The sequence below is a fragment of the Klebsiella sp. K5-204 genome (assembly GCF_030128585.1).
Taxonomy (GTDB): domain Bacteria; phylum Pseudomonadota; class Gammaproteobacteria; order Enterobacterales; family Enterobacteriaceae; genus Klebsiella; species Klebsiella quasipneumoniae.
The window spans coordinates 684,887-704,092 of the sequence record NZ_JAKUZS010000001.1; the positions used below are offsets into that span (position 1 = coordinate 684,887).

The 19,206-nt window shown below is 61.4% G+C and carries 19 protein-coding genes; 9 read left to right on the forward strand and 10 right to left on the reverse strand.

The window, feature by feature from the left end:
- Positions 1 to 91 precede the first annotated feature (91 nt).
- Positions 92 to 1,000 (forward strand): helix-turn-helix domain-containing protein, encoded by a 909-nt coding sequence (locus MKR05_RS03405; protein WP_238875598.1) that lies wholly within the window; start codon positions 92 to 94, stop codon positions 998 to 1,000.
- 26 nt (positions 1,001 to 1,026) lie between these two features.
- Here the strand turns inward: MKR05_RS03405 and MKR05_RS03410 are convergent, their stop codons facing one another.
- Genes MKR05_RS03410 through ltnD form a run of 5 tightly spaced genes read right to left on the reverse strand, consistent with a single transcriptional unit; the run spans position 1,027 to position 6,027 of the window.
- Positions 1,027 to 2,391, reverse strand: a complete 1,365-nt coding sequence (locus MKR05_RS03410) for a GntP family transporter (RefSeq protein ID WP_023289599.1) — start codon at positions 2,389 to 2,391, stop codon at positions 1,027 to 1,029.
- A 56-nt stretch (positions 2,392 to 2,447) separates the two neighbouring features.
- Positions 2,448 to 3,230, reverse strand: coding sequence for an HPr family phosphocarrier protein (locus tag MKR05_RS03415; protein ID WP_112201585.1), 783 nt, complete (start codon positions 3,228 to 3,230; stop codon positions 2,448 to 2,450).
- A gap of 4 nt (positions 3,231 to 3,234) precedes the next feature.
- Positions 3,235 to 3,855, reverse strand: coding sequence for an aldolase (locus MKR05_RS03420; RefSeq protein ID WP_238875588.1), 621 nt, complete (start codon positions 3,853 to 3,855; stop codon positions 3,235 to 3,237).
- Entirely contained in the window at positions 3,848 to 5,113 is a 1,266-nt protein-coding gene (gene otnK / locus MKR05_RS03425; protein WP_112201584.1) for a 3-oxo-tetronate kinase, read from the reverse strand. The genes MKR05_RS03420 and otnK overlap by 8 nt, the downstream gene beginning before the upstream one ends.
- 11 nt (positions 5,114 to 5,124) lie before the next feature.
- A complete protein-coding gene (ltnD, locus tag MKR05_RS03430; RefSeq protein ID WP_032452756.1) occupies positions 5,125 to 6,027 on the reverse strand; it encodes an L-threonate dehydrogenase in 903 nt (300 codons plus the stop codon).
- A gap of 261 nt (positions 6,028 to 6,288) precedes the next feature.
- Here ltnD and MKR05_RS03435 point away from each other — a divergent pair, with 261 nt between their 5' ends.
- Positions 6,289 to 7,050 carry a DeoR/GlpR family DNA-binding transcription regulator gene (locus tag MKR05_RS03435; RefSeq protein WP_023289604.1) on the forward strand — a complete coding sequence of 254 codons (762 nt, stop codon included), beginning with the start codon at positions 6,289 to 6,291 and terminating at the stop codon, positions 7,048 to 7,050.
- Between the two features lie 20 nt (positions 7,051 to 7,070).
- Here MKR05_RS03435 and MKR05_RS03440 read toward each other — a convergent pair whose 3' ends face one another.
- A complete protein-coding gene (locus MKR05_RS03440; protein ID WP_063860907.1) occupies positions 7,071 to 7,931 on the reverse strand; it encodes a broad-spectrum class A beta-lactamase OKP-A-9 in 861 nt (286 codons plus the stop codon).
- Positions 7,932 to 8,112: 181 nt separating this feature from the next.
- On the opposite strand from MKR05_RS03440, the gene MKR05_RS03445 reads away from it, so the two are divergent.
- The 3 genes from MKR05_RS03445 to MKR05_RS03455 all read left to right on the forward strand — a co-directional run bounded on the left by MKR05_RS03445 (position 8,113) and on the right by MKR05_RS03455 (position 9,661).
- A complete protein-coding gene (locus MKR05_RS03445) occupies positions 8,113 to 8,244 on the forward strand; it encodes a hypothetical protein (RefSeq protein ID WP_023289606.1) in 132 nt (43 codons plus the stop codon).
- Positions 8,228 to 8,488, forward strand: coding sequence for a hypothetical protein (locus MKR05_RS03450; RefSeq protein WP_004205993.1), 261 nt, complete (start codon positions 8,228 to 8,230; stop codon positions 8,486 to 8,488). The genes MKR05_RS03445 and MKR05_RS03450 overlap by 17 nt, the downstream gene beginning before the upstream one ends.
- Before the next feature lie 84 nt (positions 8,489 to 8,572).
- Entirely contained in the window at positions 8,573 to 9,661 is a 1,089-nt protein-coding gene (locus tag MKR05_RS03455; protein ID WP_238875589.1) for an AAA family ATPase, read from the forward strand.
- Positions 9,662 to 9,690: 29 nt separating this feature from the next.
- Here the strand turns inward: MKR05_RS03455 and MKR05_RS03460 are convergent, their stop codons facing one another.
- Together MKR05_RS03460 and MKR05_RS03465 are read right to left on the reverse strand one after the other, a co-directional pair.
- A complete protein-coding gene (locus MKR05_RS03460; protein ID WP_048334863.1) occupies positions 9,691 to 10,956 on the reverse strand; it encodes an MFS transporter in 1,266 nt (421 codons plus the stop codon).
- 54 nt (positions 10,957 to 11,010) lie between these two features.
- Complete coding sequence (locus MKR05_RS03465; protein ID WP_130952609.1) at positions 11,011 to 14,118, reverse strand: beta-galactosidase; 3,108 nt, start codon at positions 14,116 to 14,118, stop codon at positions 11,011 to 11,013.
- Positions 14,119 to 14,313: 195 nt separating this feature from the next.
- Here MKR05_RS03465 and MKR05_RS03470 point away from each other — a divergent pair, with 195 nt between their 5' ends.
- Together MKR05_RS03470 and MKR05_RS03475 are read left to right on the forward strand one after the other, a co-directional pair.
- On the forward strand, positions 14,314 to 15,378 hold the full coding sequence (locus MKR05_RS03470) for a LacI family DNA-binding transcriptional regulator (RefSeq protein ID WP_065806123.1): 1,065 nt from the start codon (positions 14,314 to 14,316) through the stop codon (positions 15,376 to 15,378).
- A gap of 264 nt (positions 15,379 to 15,642) precedes the next feature.
- Entirely contained in the window at positions 15,643 to 16,083 is a 441-nt protein-coding gene (locus tag MKR05_RS03475; RefSeq protein ID WP_131096243.1) for a GNAT family N-acetyltransferase, read from the forward strand.
- A 53-nt stretch (positions 16,084 to 16,136) separates the two neighbouring features.
- Here the strand turns inward: MKR05_RS03475 and MKR05_RS03480 are convergent, their stop codons facing one another.
- Together MKR05_RS03480 and ftrA are read right to left on the reverse strand one after the other, a co-directional pair.
- Complete coding sequence (locus MKR05_RS03480) at positions 16,137 to 16,352, reverse strand: DUF4177 domain-containing protein (protein WP_004205985.1); 216 nt, start codon at positions 16,350 to 16,352, stop codon at positions 16,137 to 16,139.
- Complete coding sequence (gene ftrA / locus MKR05_RS03485) at positions 16,321 to 17,418, reverse strand: transcriptional regulator FtrA (protein WP_130952611.1); 1,098 nt, start codon at positions 17,416 to 17,418, stop codon at positions 16,321 to 16,323. Before ftrA ends, MKR05_RS03480 begins: the two co-directional genes overlap by 32 nt.
- A 67-nt stretch (positions 17,419 to 17,485) precedes the next feature.
- Here ftrA and MKR05_RS03490 point away from each other — a divergent pair, with 67 nt between their 5' ends.
- Both MKR05_RS03490 and MKR05_RS03495 read left to right on the forward strand, forming a co-directional pair.
- The gene (locus MKR05_RS03490) at positions 17,486 to 17,884 is read left to right on the forward strand and encodes a rhodanese-like domain-containing protein (protein ID WP_023289613.1); all 399 of its coding nucleotides are present in this window, start codon (positions 17,486 to 17,488) and stop codon (positions 17,882 to 17,884) included.
- A gap of 148 nt (positions 17,885 to 18,032) precedes the next feature.
- Complete coding sequence (locus MKR05_RS03495) at positions 18,033 to 19,136, forward strand: cobalamin-independent methionine synthase II family protein (RefSeq protein WP_004205982.1); 1,104 nt, start codon at positions 18,033 to 18,035, stop codon at positions 19,134 to 19,136.
- Positions 19,137 to 19,206 lie beyond the last annotated feature (70 nt).

The window sequence follows — 19,206 nt, forward strand, 5'->3', positions numbered from 1 at the left end:
TTATTTTTGCGATGCATAAAAAGCTTAGTGGTAGCCAGTATCTGTTGCTAAAATTAGCGGAGGACAAGATTACAGGAAGTATGCGGTGCTTATGAAGCAAATGCTCTATTTAAAAATGCTGGCGTGGCTGGAGGATAATATCTACTGTAACCCGGCGATCGATGACCTGGCGCAGTATATGGGCTATTCGCGTCGGTTTGTGTACGAGGTGTTTTATCAATATGGCCGGTTACCCATCGGGCAGTATATTCGCCTGCGGCGGCTGACCATCGCAGCGGTCAGTCTGCGTTTAACGCGGCAACCGATCGCCGCCATAGCCTGGCAGTTGAGTTACGATTCGCCGCAGACCTTCTCCCGGAAGTTTAAGAAACGTTTCTCGCTTTCGCCACGGGAGTACCGCTGCGCGGCGCACTGGGACACGGCAAAACTGTTAAAAAAATTCCCCACGGATGATGAGAGCCTGCCTTTGGCTCGGATCTGTTCCCTGCCGGAGCGGGTCTATTATGGCTACCCGATGAAGTATGAACTGCGCCTGTCGGATATGGTGTTGCAAAGTACCGGCAAGACGGCTATCAGACAAAAGGTTGACCGCTTTTTTGCCGCTGGAGGCGGTTCGCTTTCCATACTCTCCGATTACGCGGCAGCGAGTCAAAATGAGCTTAACGTCGAGGTTAACGCCTTTGTCGGTTGTCACGAGGCGCGAAAGCCGTCGTCCGCGTTGACCACCCGGTCGGGGCTGTATGTGGGGGTTGAATTCTACGGCAGCTGGTCACGCTATGCCCGTTTGTCCAGCGATCTCTATCTGGAACAGTTGCCAACGCTGGGGGTAAGCCGTCGGGATGGGCATGACATTGAATGCTTCATGACCCGTCATGCGGAAGGAGGAGAGGCAGAGGAGAAGCGCTATCACGTACGCTATTTTATACCGGTGACGCTGTCAGCGGGAGGCCAGCTGCAGGGCAGCGATAATGAGTTAGTCCCCGCGAAGGGGACACGATAAGGTGGCCGGAGCCACCCGGGTGAATATTACAGTACAAACCACAGCAGCCAGGTGATCAGGAAGCCCGTCACCCCCATGATGGTGGTCAGTACGGTCCAGGTTTTGAGCCCGTCCGGCACCGAGAGCCCGAGATAGCGCGTGACCACCCAGAACCCGGCGTCGTTAACGTGCGATAACCCGAGCGAGCCGAAACAGGTCGCCAGCGTCACCAGCACCAGCTGCAGCGGCTCCAGCCCGACAACCGCCTGTGACAGCAGGCCGGAGGTGGTAAGGATCGCCACGGTGGCCGAGCCCTGCGAGGCCCGAAGCACCAGCGACAGCAGGAAAGCGGCGGGCATCAGCGGCAGATGAATCGTCTCCAGCGCCTCGGCTAAGGCATTGCCGATGCCGGAGGCGACCAGCACCCCGCCAAAGGCGCCGCCGGCGCCGGCGACGAGGATCACGTCCGCCGAGGAGGGGATCGCGCTGCCGGTGACTTCTCCCAACTTTTTCAGGTTCATCCCCCGCCGGATGCCCAGCGTCCAGCTGGCCAGCCCCAGGGAGATCAGCAGGGCGACGGGCGGGGTGCCAATGACGGTCATCAGCTGGCGAATCGCGTTATCCGGCAGCAGCAGGGCCTGGCACAGCGTTCCGGAAACAATCAGCACGATGGGCACCACGATCAGCCCGCCGATAACCAGCGCATTCGGCGGCGCCAGTCGGGTCTGCTGGGCGTTGACGGAGAGGTCGGGCACCTCGGCCGTTTGCTGCTGTTCCAGCACGTTAATCGACAGATGATAATGGCGCTGATTGATAGACCGGGCGACAAAATAGCCCACGATACCCACGACGATCGACACTCCAATTCCCGCCAGCATCAACCAGCCGACATCGCTATGCAGAATACCTGCCGCCGCCGCCGCGCCAGGGTGGGTTGGCAACGCCACATGGACGGTTAACATCACTCCGGCCATCGGCAGGCCAAATTTCAGCGGCGACAGATGGGCGACTTTACTGAAGCCGTAAATTAACGGAATGATGATAATAAAGCCGACTTCAAAGAAGACTGGCGTGCCGAGAATAAAAGCCACGATGGTTAAGGCGGCAATAGTCCGTTTAGAACCCAGCACGCCGGTCAGCGTTTTCGCCAGCGATTCGGCGCCGCCGGATATTTCAATTAGCACCCCCAGCATTGATCCCAAAATAATTATGCTGGCGATGTGGCCGAGCAGGCCGCCCATGCCTTTTTCAATGGTGGTAATGATTTTATCCGCCGGAATGCCGGTGGCGAACGCCACCAGCAGGCTGACGATCAGGAGCGCCACAAAAGGATGCGCTTTCGCTTTGATCACCAACAGGAGCAACAGCACTACGCTGGCTAACGCAATAAGTAACAGCGCCGATGTCGACATAGTTTTGCCTCGGGTATTAACAGGTGTACAGAGAGTTATATTTTTAGAACCGCGCTTTATTTTTTCCGGTAGGGCGAGAACCATTCCAGTCCGGAAAGGGTATCCGCCCTGGGGATATATTCGCAGCCGATCCAACCGTCATAGCCGACGTTATCCAGCAACGCATAGATCCATGAATAATTAATCTCGCCCTCGTCCGGTTCATGGCGGTCGGGCAGGGAGGCTATCTGAATATGACGGTACTGACCGGCATACTCGGTAATAAGGTGGCTTAAATTGCCGTCCACTTTCTGCGCATGAAACAGATCTAACTGCACGGCGATGTTTGGCCGGTCGACCCGCTGCGCTATCTCCAGCGTCTGATATTGACTGTGATAGAAATAGCCCGGTTTGGTCTGCGGATTCAGGGCTTCAATAAGCGCCCGCTTGCCGTGGCGGGCAAAGCGCTCGGCGGCGTAGCGCAGGTTATCGAAAAGCTCCGCCTCGCAGGCCGCGCGATCCATTTCCGGCTGCACCACGCCGGCCATAATATGCACCTGCGGACAATCGAGCTGGCAGGCGTACTCCAGCGCCAGCTCGATATCACGCCGGGCCTCGGCGCTCCTGCCCGGTAGGGCGGCGAGGCCCCATTCCCCGGCGTTAACGTCGCCGGGCGGGGTATTGAACAGCACCAGCTGCAGCTGGTTTTCCTGCAGGCGCTGTTTAATTTCCCCGGCGGCATACTCATAGGGGAACAGAAACTCCACGGCTTCGAAACCGGCGCGGGCGGCGGCGGCAAAGCGGTCCAGGAACGGCAGTTCGGTAAACAGCATGGATAAATTTGCAGCGAATTTTGGCATGGTTTTATCTCAGTTCATCCACTTCGTCAGCGGTCAGGTAACGGATCTCGCAATTGCCGAGGGTAAACATCAGCCGCGCGGTCTCTTCCAGCTCTTCGGTATTATTGGTGGCTTCGCGCAGCGATGAGCCGGTGACCACCGGACCATGGTTGGCCAGTAAAAAGGCGTTATGGCGCGGCGCCAGGCCGGCCAGCGCCTCGGCAATGCGGTCGTCGCCCGGTCGGTAGTAGGGAACCACCGGGACGTCGCCGACCCGCATCACCACGTAGGGAGTAAAGGGGCGAATACAATTCTGCGGATCGAGCCCCTGCAGGCAGGAGAGCGCGGTCAGATAGTGGCTATGCAAGTGGACGATCGCCTTGCAGGCCGGGTTATGCAAATAGACCGCCCGGTGAAAAGCGATCTCTTTCGACGGTTTGTCGCCGGCGATCCATTCGCCTTGCAGGGTGACCACCGACAACCGCTGGGCCTGCAGCTCGCCCAGGCAGGAGCCGGTCGGCGTCGCCAGCAGGTTGCCGTCCGGCAGCAGGAGCGACAGATTGCCGGCGGAGCCGGTGGCATAACCGCGGTTAAACAACGAGGCGCCAATCTGCACCATCTCATCTCGCAGCTGTTGCTCAGTCATGACAAAACTCCTGCTGGGCACGGGCAAAGAACTGGATATCGCCGAAATTACCTGACTTCAGCGCCAGGGAGAGCGGCTGGCGGGTGTCACGCACCCAGGGAACCCCAGGGGAGATCGTCGGCCCGATATGGAACGCCTCGACCCCCAGCGTCTGCGCCACGATGCTCGACGTTTCCCCTCCGGCCACAATAAACCGGGTGAATCCTTTCTCCTTCAGCGCGGCGGCGAGGGCGGCGAACAGCTGTTCCACCCGTTCGCTGCTGGCCTTGTCGCCATACTGCGCCTGGATCCGCTGCAGCGTTTGCGGCTCAGTCGTGGCATAGACCATCGGCGCCAGCGGCGAATCGCGGTTTGCGTCCACCCAGGCCGCCAGCGTCCCGGCATAGCCCTCCAGATCGGTAAAGCAGGCGCTTAAGTCGACGGCGCGGGCGGGAGCCTGTTCACGATAGGCCGCCACCTGGCTGTTGGTCATCAGCGAACAGGAGCCCGAGAGCACTACCGCCGGGCCGGGCAGCGGCATGCCCGCCTGGGCTCCTTCACCCTGGGTTCCGTGGCGCTGCGCCCAGTCGCGGGCGAGGCCGATGGCGAGACCAGAGCCGCCGGAGACCAGCTTCATCTCCCGCAGCGCCGCCCCCTGGGTCAGCAAATGCTGTTCACTGAGGGCGTCGAGCACCACATAGCGCACCGCCGGGTCGCTGATTGCCGCCAGCGCGGCAGCGACCGCCTCCGGCCCCTGATCGATAATCGGCCAGGCGATCAGTGCCGCTTTTCCGCCGCCCTGGCGCTCGATTAAGCGGCCCAGGTGGGCATCCTCCATCGGCGTCACCGGATGGTGGCGCATCCCGGACTCATTGAGTAACTGCTGGCCGACAAACAGATACCCCTGATAGACCGTGCGGCCGTTTACCGGCAGCGCCGGGGAAATCACCGTCCGGGTCTCGCCCAGCTCTGCCAGTAGTGCATCCAGTACCGGGCCAATGTTGCCCTGCGCGGTGCTGTCGAAAGTGGAACAATACTTAAAATAAAATTGCTGACAGCCCCGTGCCTGCAGCCAGCGCAGGGCCGCCAGCGACTGGCTGACGGCGGTTTCCACCGGGCAGGAGCGCGTTTTCAGGCTGATCACCACCGCTTCGCTGGTTAGCGGCAGTTCGTGGGGCGGTACGCCGTTTAGCTGCACCGTCGGCATGCCGTTGCGCACGAGGAAGCTGGCGATATCCGTGGCGCCGGTAAAGTCATCGGCGATGACACCAAGCTGCATCTTGTCTCTCCTCACTGTTTATGGCCCGGCAGCGTAATGCCGTTGAAGATCTTGATCACCGCGCTGTCATCTTCCCGGCCGAATCCGGCGTTGCTGGCGGAGGTGAACATATTCAGCGCGGTGGTGGCGAGCGGCAGCGGGAAGGTCAGCGCCCGGGCGGTGTCATTCACCAGGCCGAGATCTTTGACAAAAATATCGACGGCGGATTTTGGCGAGTAATCGCCATCCAGGACGTGCTGCATACGATTCTCAAACATCCACGAATTACCCGCCGCGTGGGTCACCACGTCGTACATCGTCTCCAGCGGGATGCCGGCGCGGGCGGCGAGGGCCATCGCTTCGGCGGCGACGGCGATATGCACCCCGGCCAGCAGCTGATGGATGATTTTTACCGTCGAACCGAGGCCAATGTCGCTCCCGATGCGATAGACTTTGCCGGCCACCGCGTCCAGCACTGGCGCGAGGCGGGCGAAGACGGCATCGCTCCCGGAGGCCATCACCGTCATGTCGCCGGCGGCCGCTTTCACCGCGCCGCCCGATACCGGTGCGTCGAGCATCAATAGCTGATATTCCGCCAGCGCCGCGGCAATCGCCTGGGCATCGGCGGAGGCGATGGTTGACGACACCATCACTGCGGTACCCGGCTTCAGATGGCCGGCGAGGCCGCTCTCGCCGAACAGGATCCCCCGAACCTGGGCGGCATTGACCACCAGCAGCACGACCGCATCCAGCTCAGCGGCGAAAGGCACCGCGCTGGGGCCTGCGCCTTTGGCGCCCGCCTCCAGCAGCGCGCGGCAGTTGTCGGGATTGATGTCCACCCCCCAGGTGTTCAGGCCCGCCTGCAGGCAGGCGCGGGCGGCGCCCATGCCCATCGAACCCAGTCCAATCACGCAGACGTTAGTGTGTGCAGTCATGCCGGTCTCCTTGTGAATATTCGTTAATTAATGTGATTTAATGATAGAATAAAGCGTTGCCATGTGAATTTATGTGAGAGTTATCACGAATAGCCCACATGAATATAAAAAATTCACAGACGGAAAGTGGCTGCGCGACGGCGATTCTTGCCCTAAAATAGCGTAAAAACAGCGGTCAAGCAGCGATAACAGCACAGGGGATCTTCAGGTTCCCGGCGTGAGTGGTAAGCTCTGGTGTGAAAAAATGGTAAGGGGAGAGCGGTGATTCCAATAGAACGTCATCAGCGTATTTTAGCCCTGGTGGAGCAGCGTGGGGCGGTGAGCATTAATGAGCTGACGGAGATCCTCGGCGTGTCCCATATGACTATCCGTCGCGACGTCAGTAAGCTGGAAGAACAGGGGCTGCTGGTCAGCGTCTCGGGCGGCGTGCGCGCCGTCAGCCGGCTGGCCGCAGAGCCCAGTCATCTGGTGAAAAGCACTCTACAGAGTGAAGAGAAACAGGCCATCGGCGCGCTGGCGGCCAGTCACATCGCCAAAAACAGCTGCATCTATCTCGATGCCGGCACCACCACCCTGGCGCTGGCGCGGGCGATCCTCGACCGGGACGACCTGCAGGTGGTCACCAACGATTTTGAGATAACCCAACTGCTGATCGATGCCAGCCAGTGCGGCGTGATCCACACCGGCGGCACCCTGTGCCGGGAGAACCGCTCCTGCGTCGGCGAGTCGGCGGCGCGGACCTTGCGCCACCTGGCTATCGATACGGCCTTTATCTCCGCCAGCGGCTGGGACAGCCGCGGGATTTTCACCCCTGATGAGAACAAGGTCACCGTCAAGGAGACCGTCAGCCAGGTCAGCGCCAGAAGCATCCTGCTGTGCGACAGTTCGAAATACAATCAGGTGGCCACGTTTATGGCGTTACCCTTGACCCGCTTTACCACCATCATTACCGACCGGCATCTCTCCGATGCTGCCGCCACACATATCGCCCGGCACGCTTGCGAGGTGCTGCGCGCCGGGTAAGGCGCGCGGCCTTCGCCGGGCTAGCGCTGCCAGTGCTCGATCAGCGCCGCGCCTATTTTGGCGATCTGCTGGTTACGCTCGGCCATGGTCGCCGGCGTATCCCGCAGATAGATCACCACGATGCGCTCCGCTTTGCCGTTCGGGCCGAGCAGGGCGACAATGCCGCGTGAGCCCCGCTCGCCGGCCCCGGTTTTATCGGCGATAAACCAGCCCGCCGGCAGCACGGCGCGGATCAGCGGACCGGCCACCTGGTCGTCCACCATCCACTGCAGCAGCTGCTGCTGCGAACGGTCGCTCAGCGCGTGGCTGGTTAGCAGCTTGCGCAGGGTGGCGGCCATGCTGGCTGGGGTGGTGGTGTCGCGCACGTCGCCGGGAAGCGCTTCATTGAGCTCCGTTTCCCAGCGGTCAAGGCGGGTGACGTTGTCACCGATCTGGCGCAGAAAAGCGGTCAATCCCGCGGGGCCGCCAACGCTCTTCAACAGCAGATTGCCGGCGCTGTTGTCGCTCATGGTGATGGCGGCGGCGCAGAGTTCGCCAACGGTCATCCCGTCGGCAAGGTGTTTTTCGCTGACCGGGGAGTAGTCCACCAGATCCTGCTGGCGGTAGCGGATCCGCCGATCCAGCTGTTCGTCTCCGGCATCCACCCGGGCCAGCACCGCGCCGCAGAGCAGCGCTTTAAAGGTGCTCATCAGCGGAAAGCGCTCACTGGCGCGCCAGGCGGCCAGCGTGCGGCCGCTCGCCAGATCCATTTCAACATAGCCCACGCGGCCCGCCAGCTGACTTTCGCTGCGTGTAATTTGCTCAAGCGGCGGAGGGCTGGCGAATACCGCCAGTGGCAGGGCGGCAATCAGGGAGATAAGGCACAGGCGAACATAACGCATAACCGCAATACTTCCTTGAATCAGGGCCATTAAAGGCGAGTAGAGGAGTGATAAAATAGAATAACCTGGCGTTTTGCTGATTCACAATTCCTCTTTTTTCCTTCATCATTTGTCATCTTTTATTTCGAATAATCAATATTTAGCTCAGCCTAAGCACGCTATTTTTTGACTCAAGGCCGCAATGAACTATAAGAAAGTACTTAAGACCGCACTCTGGCTGGCGCCGCTGTTTGCTGACGATACGCCCGCCGCGCTGCGCGGTTTGCCAATGATCTATGCCATCCCGGGAGGAACTGGTGCACCCGATAATTAAGGTCATGCTGGTGGGCGGTAAGGCGGATGGACTGCTGGTCAGCGTCGCCGACGATGCGACCGAGGTCTCAGTGACCCCTGCGCAATACGGTGCGCCGTCCGGCCAGCCGCTCAGCTATCGTATCGTGAGTCAAACCATTGACGATGAACGCTATTTCTTTGGCGTTTTCAGTGACGCCCATCAGGATAGCGACAAGCTGACGCGGGTGGCGCTGACCCGCGGAATGAAAAAAATGTTCTGTTAAACCCGGTCGAAGAGAGGGGGCGATAGTATCCCTGCCGCGGCTTTGCTACTGTGGCAGCCTTCTCTCTCCGGGCCAGGACGCATCATGATTCAGTACATCCGTATTCAAAACTTTCGCTCAGTCAGGGATATCGCGCTGGAGCTGGGGCCGCTGAACATTGTCTTCGGCCCTAACGGCTGCGGCAAATCCAATATTTACAACGCTATCCATCTGTTGACCGCGGCTGCCGACGGCAGGCTGTCGGGATTTATCAGCAAAGAGGGGGGCCTTGAAAATATGATGTGGTCCGGAGATCGTTCCCCCCTCGATCGCCATCCCCGCCGGCTGCAAATCGCCTGTCGGACGGAGAGCTTTGATTATGAACTGCAGGTTGGTTTCCCGGAAAAATTGCCCTATCCGACGCAGTTCATGCTCGATCCCATCGTTAAAGAAGAGAACATCTGGCTGGCGGGCTATTCCCGTCGGCCTTCCTCCCGCGTACTGCAGCGTAAGAATCAGGCGGCGTTCCTCGTCGATGTCGCCGGGGAGAAAAGCACCTTCACCGAGAGTATTTATGAAAACGAGTCGGTGTTCGGTCAGCTTGGCGAGCCGCACCGTTTTCCTGAGGTCTCGCGGGTGCGCGAGACCCTGCGCCGCTGGCGGTTTTACCATGAATTCGCTATCGGCCGCCACTCACCGCTGCGCCAGCCGGCCGTCGGCTACCGTTCGCCGGTGCTCGACAGCGACGGCCATAATCTGGCGGCCGCCTTTCAGACCATTGTCGAGATCGGCGCGGAGGAGATTTTGCACGAGATCCTCGCCGACGCCTTTCCCGGCTGCCAGTTTTACTGTGAAAACGAGCACTCGCGTTTCGCGCTGAAAATGCGCCGGGAGGGGATCCGCCGCCCGCTGCTGGCGGCGGAGATGTCCGACGGCACGCTGCGTTTTCTCTGCCTCGCCGTCGCGCTGCTCAGCCCGCGCCCGCCGGCCTTTCTGGCGATCAATGAACCGGAGAACAGCCTGCATCGCGACATGCTCCCGGCGCTGGCCAGGCTGATCGTCGAGGCCTCCCGCTACAGCCAGATCTGGCTGACCAGCCACTCGGCAGAGCTGGCGGATCTTATCGCCGCCGGGGCTGCCTGCCAGCGCTATGCGCTGGAGAATAGCGGCGGAGAGACGCGCATTGTGGAGTGAACCCCGTCATCCCTGACGGGCGCGCCCGGTCAGGCGGGGGTCTGCGTCTCCGCTGTCGGCAGCAGGCTTTTGCCGCCGCGTAAGGTGATGAACGAGAGCAGGGTAAAGCTCAGGGTGATGCAGCCGAGGATCAGATAGGCCTGATGGAAGCCGACGGTGTCGTACATCCGGCCCACCCAGGCGGAAAGTACCACCCCTGAGAGCTGTTTTGACAGGTTAAAGCCGATCAGAAACAGGGTGGCTGAGAGTCGCGGGTTAAAGGCGGAGGAGATATATTTAAAGGTCCCGACCAGCAGGAAGGGGATCTCAAACATATGCAGCATCTTGAGGATCACCACTTCCACCGCCGATGAGGCAAAAGACGACCCGAGAATACGCACCGACATGATCATCCCCGCGGTCAGCAGGGCGTTTTTGGCCCCGATACGGTTAACGATGGCCGGGGCGCAGAACATGATCACGGCATTGAGCAGCTCGCCACCGGTGGTGACGAAGCCAAACACTTCGGTACCGCGCTGCGGACTGGCGAAGAAGCTTTTGAAAAAGTTAGCAAATTGCTGGTCAAACACGTCGTAGACGCTGGCGACCCCCACCACATAGACGATAAAGCCCCAGAAGCGCGGCATACGCAGCAGCTCTGCCGCCGTGCGCAGCGAAAAGGCCTGGCGATTGGCCCCGAGCGCCTCGATAACCTGGGCGCTGTTGCTGCTTTCCGGACGCGACAGCCAGAGCAGAAGACCCAGCACCAGCGCAAAGCCGGAGGCGATCCAGAAGGTAATATTGGGGTCGATGCCGAACAGCACGCCGGTTATCGAGGCGCACAGCGCCCAGCCGACGCAGCCAGCGACCCGCACTTTGCCATATTCAAAGCGGTTTGCCCGGCTGACGCGCTCGATATAGGCTTCCACCGCCCCGGAGCCGCTGGAGAAAACAATCCCCAGGTAGATCCCGCCCACCAGCGAACCGGCGATAATATTCATCTGCAGCAGCGGGGAGAAAACGAAAATAAAGAACGGCGCGAACAGAATTAACAGCACCGTAATAGTCCACAGCAGATGTTTGCGCAGGCCGAGCTTATCCGACATTAAACCAAATACCGGCTGAAAAATAATCGCGAACAACGAGATGGAGGAGAAGACGATCCCGGTTTCCGTTTTGGTTAAATGGTTAACGTCCGCCAGCCACACCGGGAAAAACGGGAAATAGGCCGACATAATGAAATAGTAAAAGAAAAAGAACAGCAGGAAATAGACAAAATTATGCCGTTCTCGCGGCGCCAGTTCAGAGAATTTCATCACCATGATCCCTTGTTATTCTGTTTGTAGGGTGGGGGCTGCCGCCCCCACGGATTAAAGGCAACGCAATGAGACCTCGTACTGCCAGCGCGTTTGGGTCAGGAGCCACTGCGGAAGCACGCTTGGGGTCCAGGAGTCATCGCCTCCCACCCCCATATGCAGGCCGTCAAGGGTGATCCACACGCCGTCTTCGGCCTGCATCTTGTGCCAGTGGTCGGTCTCCATCAGCTGACGGGTGCTCCACGGCTGAACGGAGAAGTGGAAATGACCGCTGACGTGCCAGCGTCCCCAGTCCAGCGCCTGAGTATCACAGCGCAGGCCGTTTTCCGTCGGGAAGATGTAGGGGGTGGTCATCGCCGCCAGCGGCTGCTCCCAGCGGGCGAAGCAGGCGCTGCTCCGCCGGTCGGGGTAGTTCTCATGCGGCCCCAGCCCCAGCCAGCTCACCGGCGCCTGCTGATCCGCCACCTGGAAGTGCAGCCCGACCCGCGGCAGCGGCGGCAGCGTTTCCGCGCGCTCGCCGTCCACCGCCAGCCGTACCGTTCCGTCCGCGGTAAAGCGCAGGCGCCAGTGGCTGACAATCACCACCTCGTCGCCGCGCAGGTAGTGCCAGCGGCTGTCGACAAGGGTCTCATTCGCCAGACGCTGGGCGTCGCACTGCACGCAGCGCGCCTCAAGGTCGAACAGGCCGGCGCTTTTCCAGCGCTCCACCCAGGCGTTGGGGTCGATGCGCTCCACTTCGCTGACCCCGATGTCGTTGTCGAGCGGCGCACGGATAAACTGATCCCGCAGGGGGGTCAGCAGCTGCTCCTGACCGCCAACCGACCAGCCACTCAGCAAACCGGTCCGGCGATCGACGGTCCAGCACTGCGTGCCGGCGCGGATCTGCCAAGCCTCATCGCTGACGATAAGATCCGGGGCGCCGGCTGGCACCGTGGGCGCAGGCAGCGCCAGCGGCGCCGGCAGGGGATATTGCTGCCAGGCGACGCGATGATCCGCCGGGGACCAGGCTGTCGCCTGGGGCTGGACCACCTCCAGCGTCAGCCACACGGCGCGGGCGCCTGGCGGCAGGATCAGACTGTCGAGCAGCGTTATCTCGTCGCTGCCCTCAGGCGGGAGCGCCAGCGTCAGGTTGCCGTGGTACAGGGTTTCACCAGCTGCCTGCACCTGCCAGCGCAGCGCTTCGTTATTGGTCTGGCGGAACAGGTATTCGCTGGCGATGCGCACCCGCAGCGGCGAGGTTGACAGCAGGGCGAACTGGAAATACTGCTGGGCGTGCTTCGCCTCGACCAGCGACGGATGCGGCGTGCGATCGGGGAACACCAGGCCGTTCATACAAAACTGGCGATCGTTCGGCTTATCGCCAAAGTCGCCGCCGTAGGCCCAGCCGACGCTGCCGTCGTCAAAGATTTTGCGGATCGCCTGGTCGGCCCAGTCCCAGATAAACCCGCCCTGCAGCCGCGGATACTCGCGGAAGGCCTGCCAGTAATCGGCGAAGTTGCCGAGGCTGTTGCCCATCGCGTGGGCGTACTCGCAGAGGATCAGCGGCCGCTGCTCGCCGGGCAGGCTGATCCATTTTTTGATCCCCCACTTCGGTACCGCCGGGATCGGCTGGTCGCGTTCGACGCGGGCGTACATCGGACAGATAATATCGGTGGCGGTGGTATCCGCGCCGCCGCCCTCGTACTGCACCGGACGGGTCGGGTCGTTACGCTTCAGCCAGTGGTACAGCGCTTCGTGGTTGCCGCCGCCGCCGGATTCGTTGCCCAGCGACCAGATGATAATGCACGGATGGTTGCGGTTGCTCTGTACCATCCGGGTGACGCGGGCGCTGAAGGCTGGCAGCCACGCCGGATCGTCGGACAGCCGATTCATCGGCACCATGCCGTGGGTTTCAATATTGGCTTCATCGACCACGTACAGACCGTAGCGGTTGCACAGCTCATACCAGCGCGGGGCGTTGGGGTAGTGCGAGCAGCGGACGGCGTTAAAGTTGTTCTGCTTCATCAACAGAATGTCCTGCACCATATCCGCCTCGCTGACCACCTGACCGCGTAAATGGTGGTGTTCATGGCGGTTAACGCCGCGGATCAGCAGCGGTTTGCCGTTAAGGCGCAGCAGGCCGTCGGCGATCTCGATGCGGCGAAAACCGATATCCCACGCCTCTGCCTCCAGCAATGCCTCGCCGCGCCACAGGGTGACCACCGCCCGGTAGCAATCCGGGGTTTCCGCGCTCCAGTGCGCCGGCGCCGCCACCGCCAGGGAGAAATCGACCCGTTCGGCGTAACGGCCGCGCTCATCCACCGTCGGGGTGCCTAACAGCTGACGGTGGGCAACGACAGGCTGCTCGCCGCGCCACAGGCTAACCCCGACGCTGAGCCCGGCAAGCGCCGCTTCTGTCGCCTCGACGGTCGCCTGGACCTGCAGAGTGCCGTCGCGGCAGAGGGCGTCAAGGGTCGGCGTCAGCTGGACGTCGCTCAGCCGCTGGTGCGGCTTATTCAGCAGCCACACCGAGCGGAAAATACCGCTCATCCGCCACATATCCTGGTCTTCCAGCCAGCTGCCGGCGCTCCAGCGCATGACCATCACGCACAGGCGGTTGTCGCCCGGACGCAGAAAAGGGCTGAGATCGAACGCCGCCGGCAGGCGGCTGTCCTGGGAATAACCGACCCAGGCGCCGTTGCACCAGAGATGAAAGGCCGAGTTAACGCCGTCGAAAATAATCTGCGTCTGCCCGTCCGCGCGCCAGGCGTCATCGATCGCAACGTGCAGGGAGTAACAGCCGGTTGGGTTATCCTCCGGCACCCGCGGCGGGGTGGTGTCGATGGGGTAGCGGACGTTGGTGTAGATCGGCGCGTCATAGCCCTCCATCTGCCAGTTGGAGGGCACCGGCGTGCCGCGGCTGCCCGGCAGGTCCTGCGTCAGCCACTGCGCATCGACGGCAAACGGGCTGCGGGCGTAAGCAAATTGCCACTCGCCGTCCAGCTGACGACGATGGGGCGAAGGATGATTATCGCGGGCGGCAAGCTCATCGCGCCAGCTGGCGAACGCGGGATGGGCCGGCAGGCGGTTGAGATGGGTAATGGTCTGGTTCTGCCAGTCTTCGCGGGCGAGGACGGCGTGGAAGTCAGGCGCGTGGCGGCGACTGGTATCGCTTATTGGCATAGTAATCCCCGGTAAGTCAGAAAATGTCGATCGCTAAACAGGATGAAGAACGTTATCGGGTAATTTGTTTTTTCCAGCAACGACGGCGGAAATGAAATTAACAGACGATCACGAAAGCGGGGGTAATACGCTGTTTTTTGTCGTGCGTTAAACATAAAATGTTAGCGCACGACATTTTGTCGATGAGGAGAAACTATGCCGCGTCGTACCGCAACCCTGGAGGATGTCGCCCGCGCGGCGGGCGTCTCCCAACAGACGGTCTCCCGGGTTCTGAACCGTCCGGAAGTGGTGTCAGCCCGCACCCGCGAGCAGGTGATCCGCGCAATGCAGACGCTGCACTACGTGCCTAACCGCTCGGCGCAGCTGCTCGCCGGCAAAGCGGCGCCCTCCATTGGGCTGATTACCGCCTCGCTGACCCTGCATGCCCCCTCGCAGATCGCCGCCGCGGTAAAGAGCCATGCCAGCCTGCACCAGCTGGAGGTGGCGATTGCGATGCCAGCGCAGGCCGACTTCGCCGCGCTGCAGGCCCGGCTGGACGAACTGCGCGCCCAGCATATTCGCGGGGTGATCGTCAGCCTGCCGCTGGAGAGCGCCACCGCCGAGCGGCTGGTTAAAGAGAACCCGGATATGGCCTGCCTGTTTCTTGACGTCTCCCCGGAGGCCGATGTCTGCTGCGTGCGCTTCGACCATCGCGACGGCTGCGGAGCCTGCGTGCGCCATCTGTGGGAGCTCGGGCATCGCGAATTCGGCCTGCTGGCGGGGCCGGAAAGTTCGGTTTCCGCCCGTCTGCGTCTCGCCAGCTGGCGCGAGGCGCTGCACAGCCTGAACATTGCCCGTTCAACCACGGTGTTCGGTGACTGGAGCGCCGCCAGCGGCTGGCAGAAAACCTTCGAACTGCTGCACCTCCAGCCGCGGATCAGCGCCATTGTGGTGGCCAACGATCAGATGGCGCTCGGGGTACTCAGCGCGCTGGCCCAGCTCAATCGCAGCGGCAGCCAGGCGGTGTCGGTGACCGGCTATGACGACACCGCTGACAGTCTCTACTTTCAGCCGCCGCTCACCACGGTGGCGCAGGACTTTGATCTGCTGGGCAAACGGGCCGTGGAGCGGCTGATTGCTCTGATGGCGGCCCCGCAGATGCGGATCCGCGAGCTGCTGCCGACCCGGCTCATCGTGCGCCAGTCGGCGTGGCCGCTCGCCGCCGCGGAGGACCGGCAGCAGACCCTGGCGCAGCTGAAAGCGTTGGTGGAAAAGCTTTAGCCGCAGGCCGTTGAGGATTTATTGAGGTTGACCATGCTAACCTCGGGATCAAACGTAGAGAGGTCAGGAGCCTCTGCCTGCGAAAAATGCAAAATACAATCTATCCATGCAAGCATTGATTTACCGCCAGTCACATGGCGGTTTTTTTTTGCCTCACTCCCGTTTTCCGCGTTCTTTCGTTGGATTTTTCGCCTGGCATCCACGGCGGTGGCATGCTACATCTTTCTTCCGGGATAGATGCCGAACACGGCGGGAGACAAGGTCATGATGGTGATTGAGGGCAAAGAGGCGATTGCGCGGGTAGACTGGCGGCGGGTGCGGGCCATCGTCGCCGAGGCCGGGCTGAATGAACGTGATGTTCAGCAGCTGGAGCAGGCGTTTCGCCAGAGCACCTTCTGCTGGTTTGGCTATGAGAACGGTCAGCTGATTGCCGTGGCGCGCGCCATCAGCGACTGCACCTGGAGCAGCTACTTGTCGGATGTGGCGATCGTCCCCGACCGACAGGGGCAGGGTTACGGACAACAGCTGATGCTGGCGGTCCGGGAGCAGCTGCTGCCCTTTGGCAAAATTTTTATCTATGCGGTGGCCGATAAAATCGCGTTCTATCAGCGTTTTGGTTTTGCCATGCTGACCACCGGGATGGTCTGCGCTGGCGAGGAGGGCATGCGCAAAATGCACGAGCAGGGCTATATCCGCCAGCCCTGAGCGCGGATGCCGGGCAACGCCTGGCTTGAGCTGCAAACCAGGCGCAGGCTCCGTCAGAGGGGCCTTTCAAGCACAAACAGATACGCTTCCCGCGACCAGAACAGGGCGGTACGGCGGCGCTCCACCGACATGGTTTTTACCTCCCAGCCCTCGCGGGTATAGCTGCTGAGAAACTGGCTCATTTTGTCAGGGTCGGCTTTGGCTTCGCCAAAAAACAGGCTGCCCAGCAGGCCCTCTTTATAGATCACTACCCGACACTCTTTCTTCATCATCGACCATCCTGGCGACCGGTTTACTGTGGCCGTCTATTGTCCGTGGCTGCGAGGATTTTGCAATCGGAGAAGTAGCAAACTGTTTACGGTACTGCAGCGGGCTTAGCGCGAAGCGCAGGCGAAAATGGTGGCGCAGGGTGCCAGCGCTGGCAAATCCGCAGCGCTCAGCGATCTGGTCGATGCCCATCGTGCTCTCCGTCAGGTGCTGACGGGCGCGCAGCAGACGCTCCTCCAGCAGCCAGCGGGCGGGGGTTTTACCAGTGGCCTCTTCAAAGCGGCGCAAAAAGGTGCGCGTCCCCATGCCGGCGCGCTGCGCGAGGGAGGCGACGGTGTGGCTGGCGGCGAGATGCTGGTGCAGATAATCAAACAGCTGGCCAAGGCGCAGACTCTCCCGGCTGCGGGCTACCGGACGCAGGACCTGCTGCGCCTGACCGCCATCGCGATGGGGAGAGACCACCAGGCGGCGAGCGACCACATTCGCTGCCTCGCTGCCGAAATCCTCGCGCACCAGATGCAGACAGAGGTCGATCCCCGCCGCGCTGCCGGCGGACGTCATCAGCAAATCATCGCCCACGTAAAGGACATCCTCCACCACCTGGATCTGCGGAAAACGGGACTGCAGCGCCGCGGTGTAGCGCCAGTGGGTTGTCGCCTGGCGGCCATTGAGCAGCCCGGCGGCGGCGAGAACGAACACTCCGGAACAGATGGAGATTATTCGGCATCCGCGGGCGTGAGCGGCGGCCAGGGCGGCGCACAGCGCTTCGGGGACCGGGGCGTCGATGCCGCGCCAGCCCGGGACCACGATGGTCTGCGCCTGGGCGAGAAGCTCAGGGCCGCCGTCGGTCATCAGGCGGAACCCGCCGGTGGCTCTCAGAGGCCCTTCATCGACGGCGGCGACGGCGAACTGGTACCAGCGCTCGCCCATTTCCGGGCGCGGCAGGCCGAAGATCTCCACGGCCACGCCAAACTCAAACGTGCACAGGCCATCGTAGGCGAGGGCTACCACGCGGTGAGGTGACAGTGTCACCGAAGGGGTTGTCAGGATGTTAGCGTTTTCTGTCATGGTTGCCGGCAGATAAGGGTGATGGGCGTCAGTAAAGTAGTGTTATCACAGACAAGGAGAAGACGCCATGAGTGTAGTAAGCCAATTTACCCCCGCCACCTCCGCCGAGGCTATCCGCTGGTTCCGCCATAAGCTGCATCTCGAGACCGACTGCGCCGATGTGCACAGCGCGCAGCGTGCCGGCGAGGTCGACTTTGTCCTGCTGCACGTGGTCGGCAGCGAGGAGGCCTTCGCCAGGCGTCACCTGCCCGGCGCGCTGCATCTTCCGCACAGCCAGATCAGCGCCGAGAGAATGGCGGCCTGGCCGGCGGAGACCCTGTTTGTGGTCTATTGCGCCGGGCCGCACTGCAACGGTGCCGACGTTGCCGCGCTGAAGCTGGCCGAACTGGGACGGCCGGTAAAAATGATGCTCGGCGGGATCACCGGCTGGGAAGATGAAGGTTATGCGTTTGTCGCCGGTAAGTGAATATATTTCATGTACCATGAAATATTCTCGTTTGCGGCCCGTCGACCTGCATGCCAGTATCTGGACATATAGCCATCCAGAAGTCTAAAAATTCAAATAATGAACTATCACGGTGGGCAACTAACGCGCCCACCGCTAAGGAGACAGCATGCAACGTCAACAGGCCCCGTTCCGCGCAGACATCGTCGGCAGTTTTTTGCGTCCGGACAGTATCAAACAGGCGCGTCAGCAGCTGGCGGAGGGGCTTATCGACGCCGGTCAGCTGCGCGAAATTGAGAATAACGCTATCCGTCATCTGGTCCAGCAGCAGTGCGACTGCGGCCTGCACGTGGTCACCGACGGCGAGTTTCGTCGCGCATGGTGGCATTTCGATTTCTTCGACGGCCTGCAGGGCGTTGAGCGTTACGATGCCGAGCAGGGGATCCAGTTCAACGGCGTGCAGACCAAAGCCCACGGCGTGCGCGTTACCGGCAAGCTGGCGTTCGGCGACCACCCGATGCTGGAGGATTTCCGCTATCTGAAAAGCATCAGCGGCGACGCGCAGCCGAAGATGACCATTCCCAGCCCGAGCGTGCTGCACTTCCGCGGCGGTCGGAAAGATATTGATGCCACCGTTTACCCGGATCTCAGCGACTACTTCGACGACCTGGCCACCACCTGGCGCGACGCGATCCGCGCCTTTTATGACGCCGGCTGTCGCTATCTGCAGCTGGACGATACCGTCTGGGCCTATCTGTGCTCCGATGCCCAGCGTCAGCAGGTGCGCGAGCGCGGCGACGATCCGGATGCGCTGGCGCGCATTTATGCCCGGGTGCTGAACCAGGCGCTGGAGGGCAAACCGGCCGATCTGACGGTGGGCCTCCACGTCTGCCGGGGTAATTTCCGCTCAACCTGGATCTCGGAGGGCGGTTACGAGCCGGTGGCCGAGGTGCTGTTTGGCGGCGTCAATGTCGATGCCTTCTTCCTCGAATATGACAACGACCGCTCCGGGGATTTCGCGCCGCTGCGCTTTATTCGTCCCGGCCATCAGCAGGTGGTCCTCGGGTTGATCACCACCAAAAACGGCGAGCTGGAGAACCCTCAGGGGGTCAAAGCGCGTCTCGCCGAGGCGGCGCAGTATGTTCCGCTTGAGCAGATCTGCCTGAGTCCGCAGTGCGGTTTCGCCTCCACGGAAGAGGGTAACGCCCTCAGCGAAGACCAGCAGTGGCAAAAAGTTCGTCTGGTGACCGCCATCGCCGCCGACGTCTGGTAATGCCTTTCTTAGCGCAGCGTTGCACCGTGATGAGGCAACGCTGCCATCTCCTTCGCCTCCGCCCTCCGCC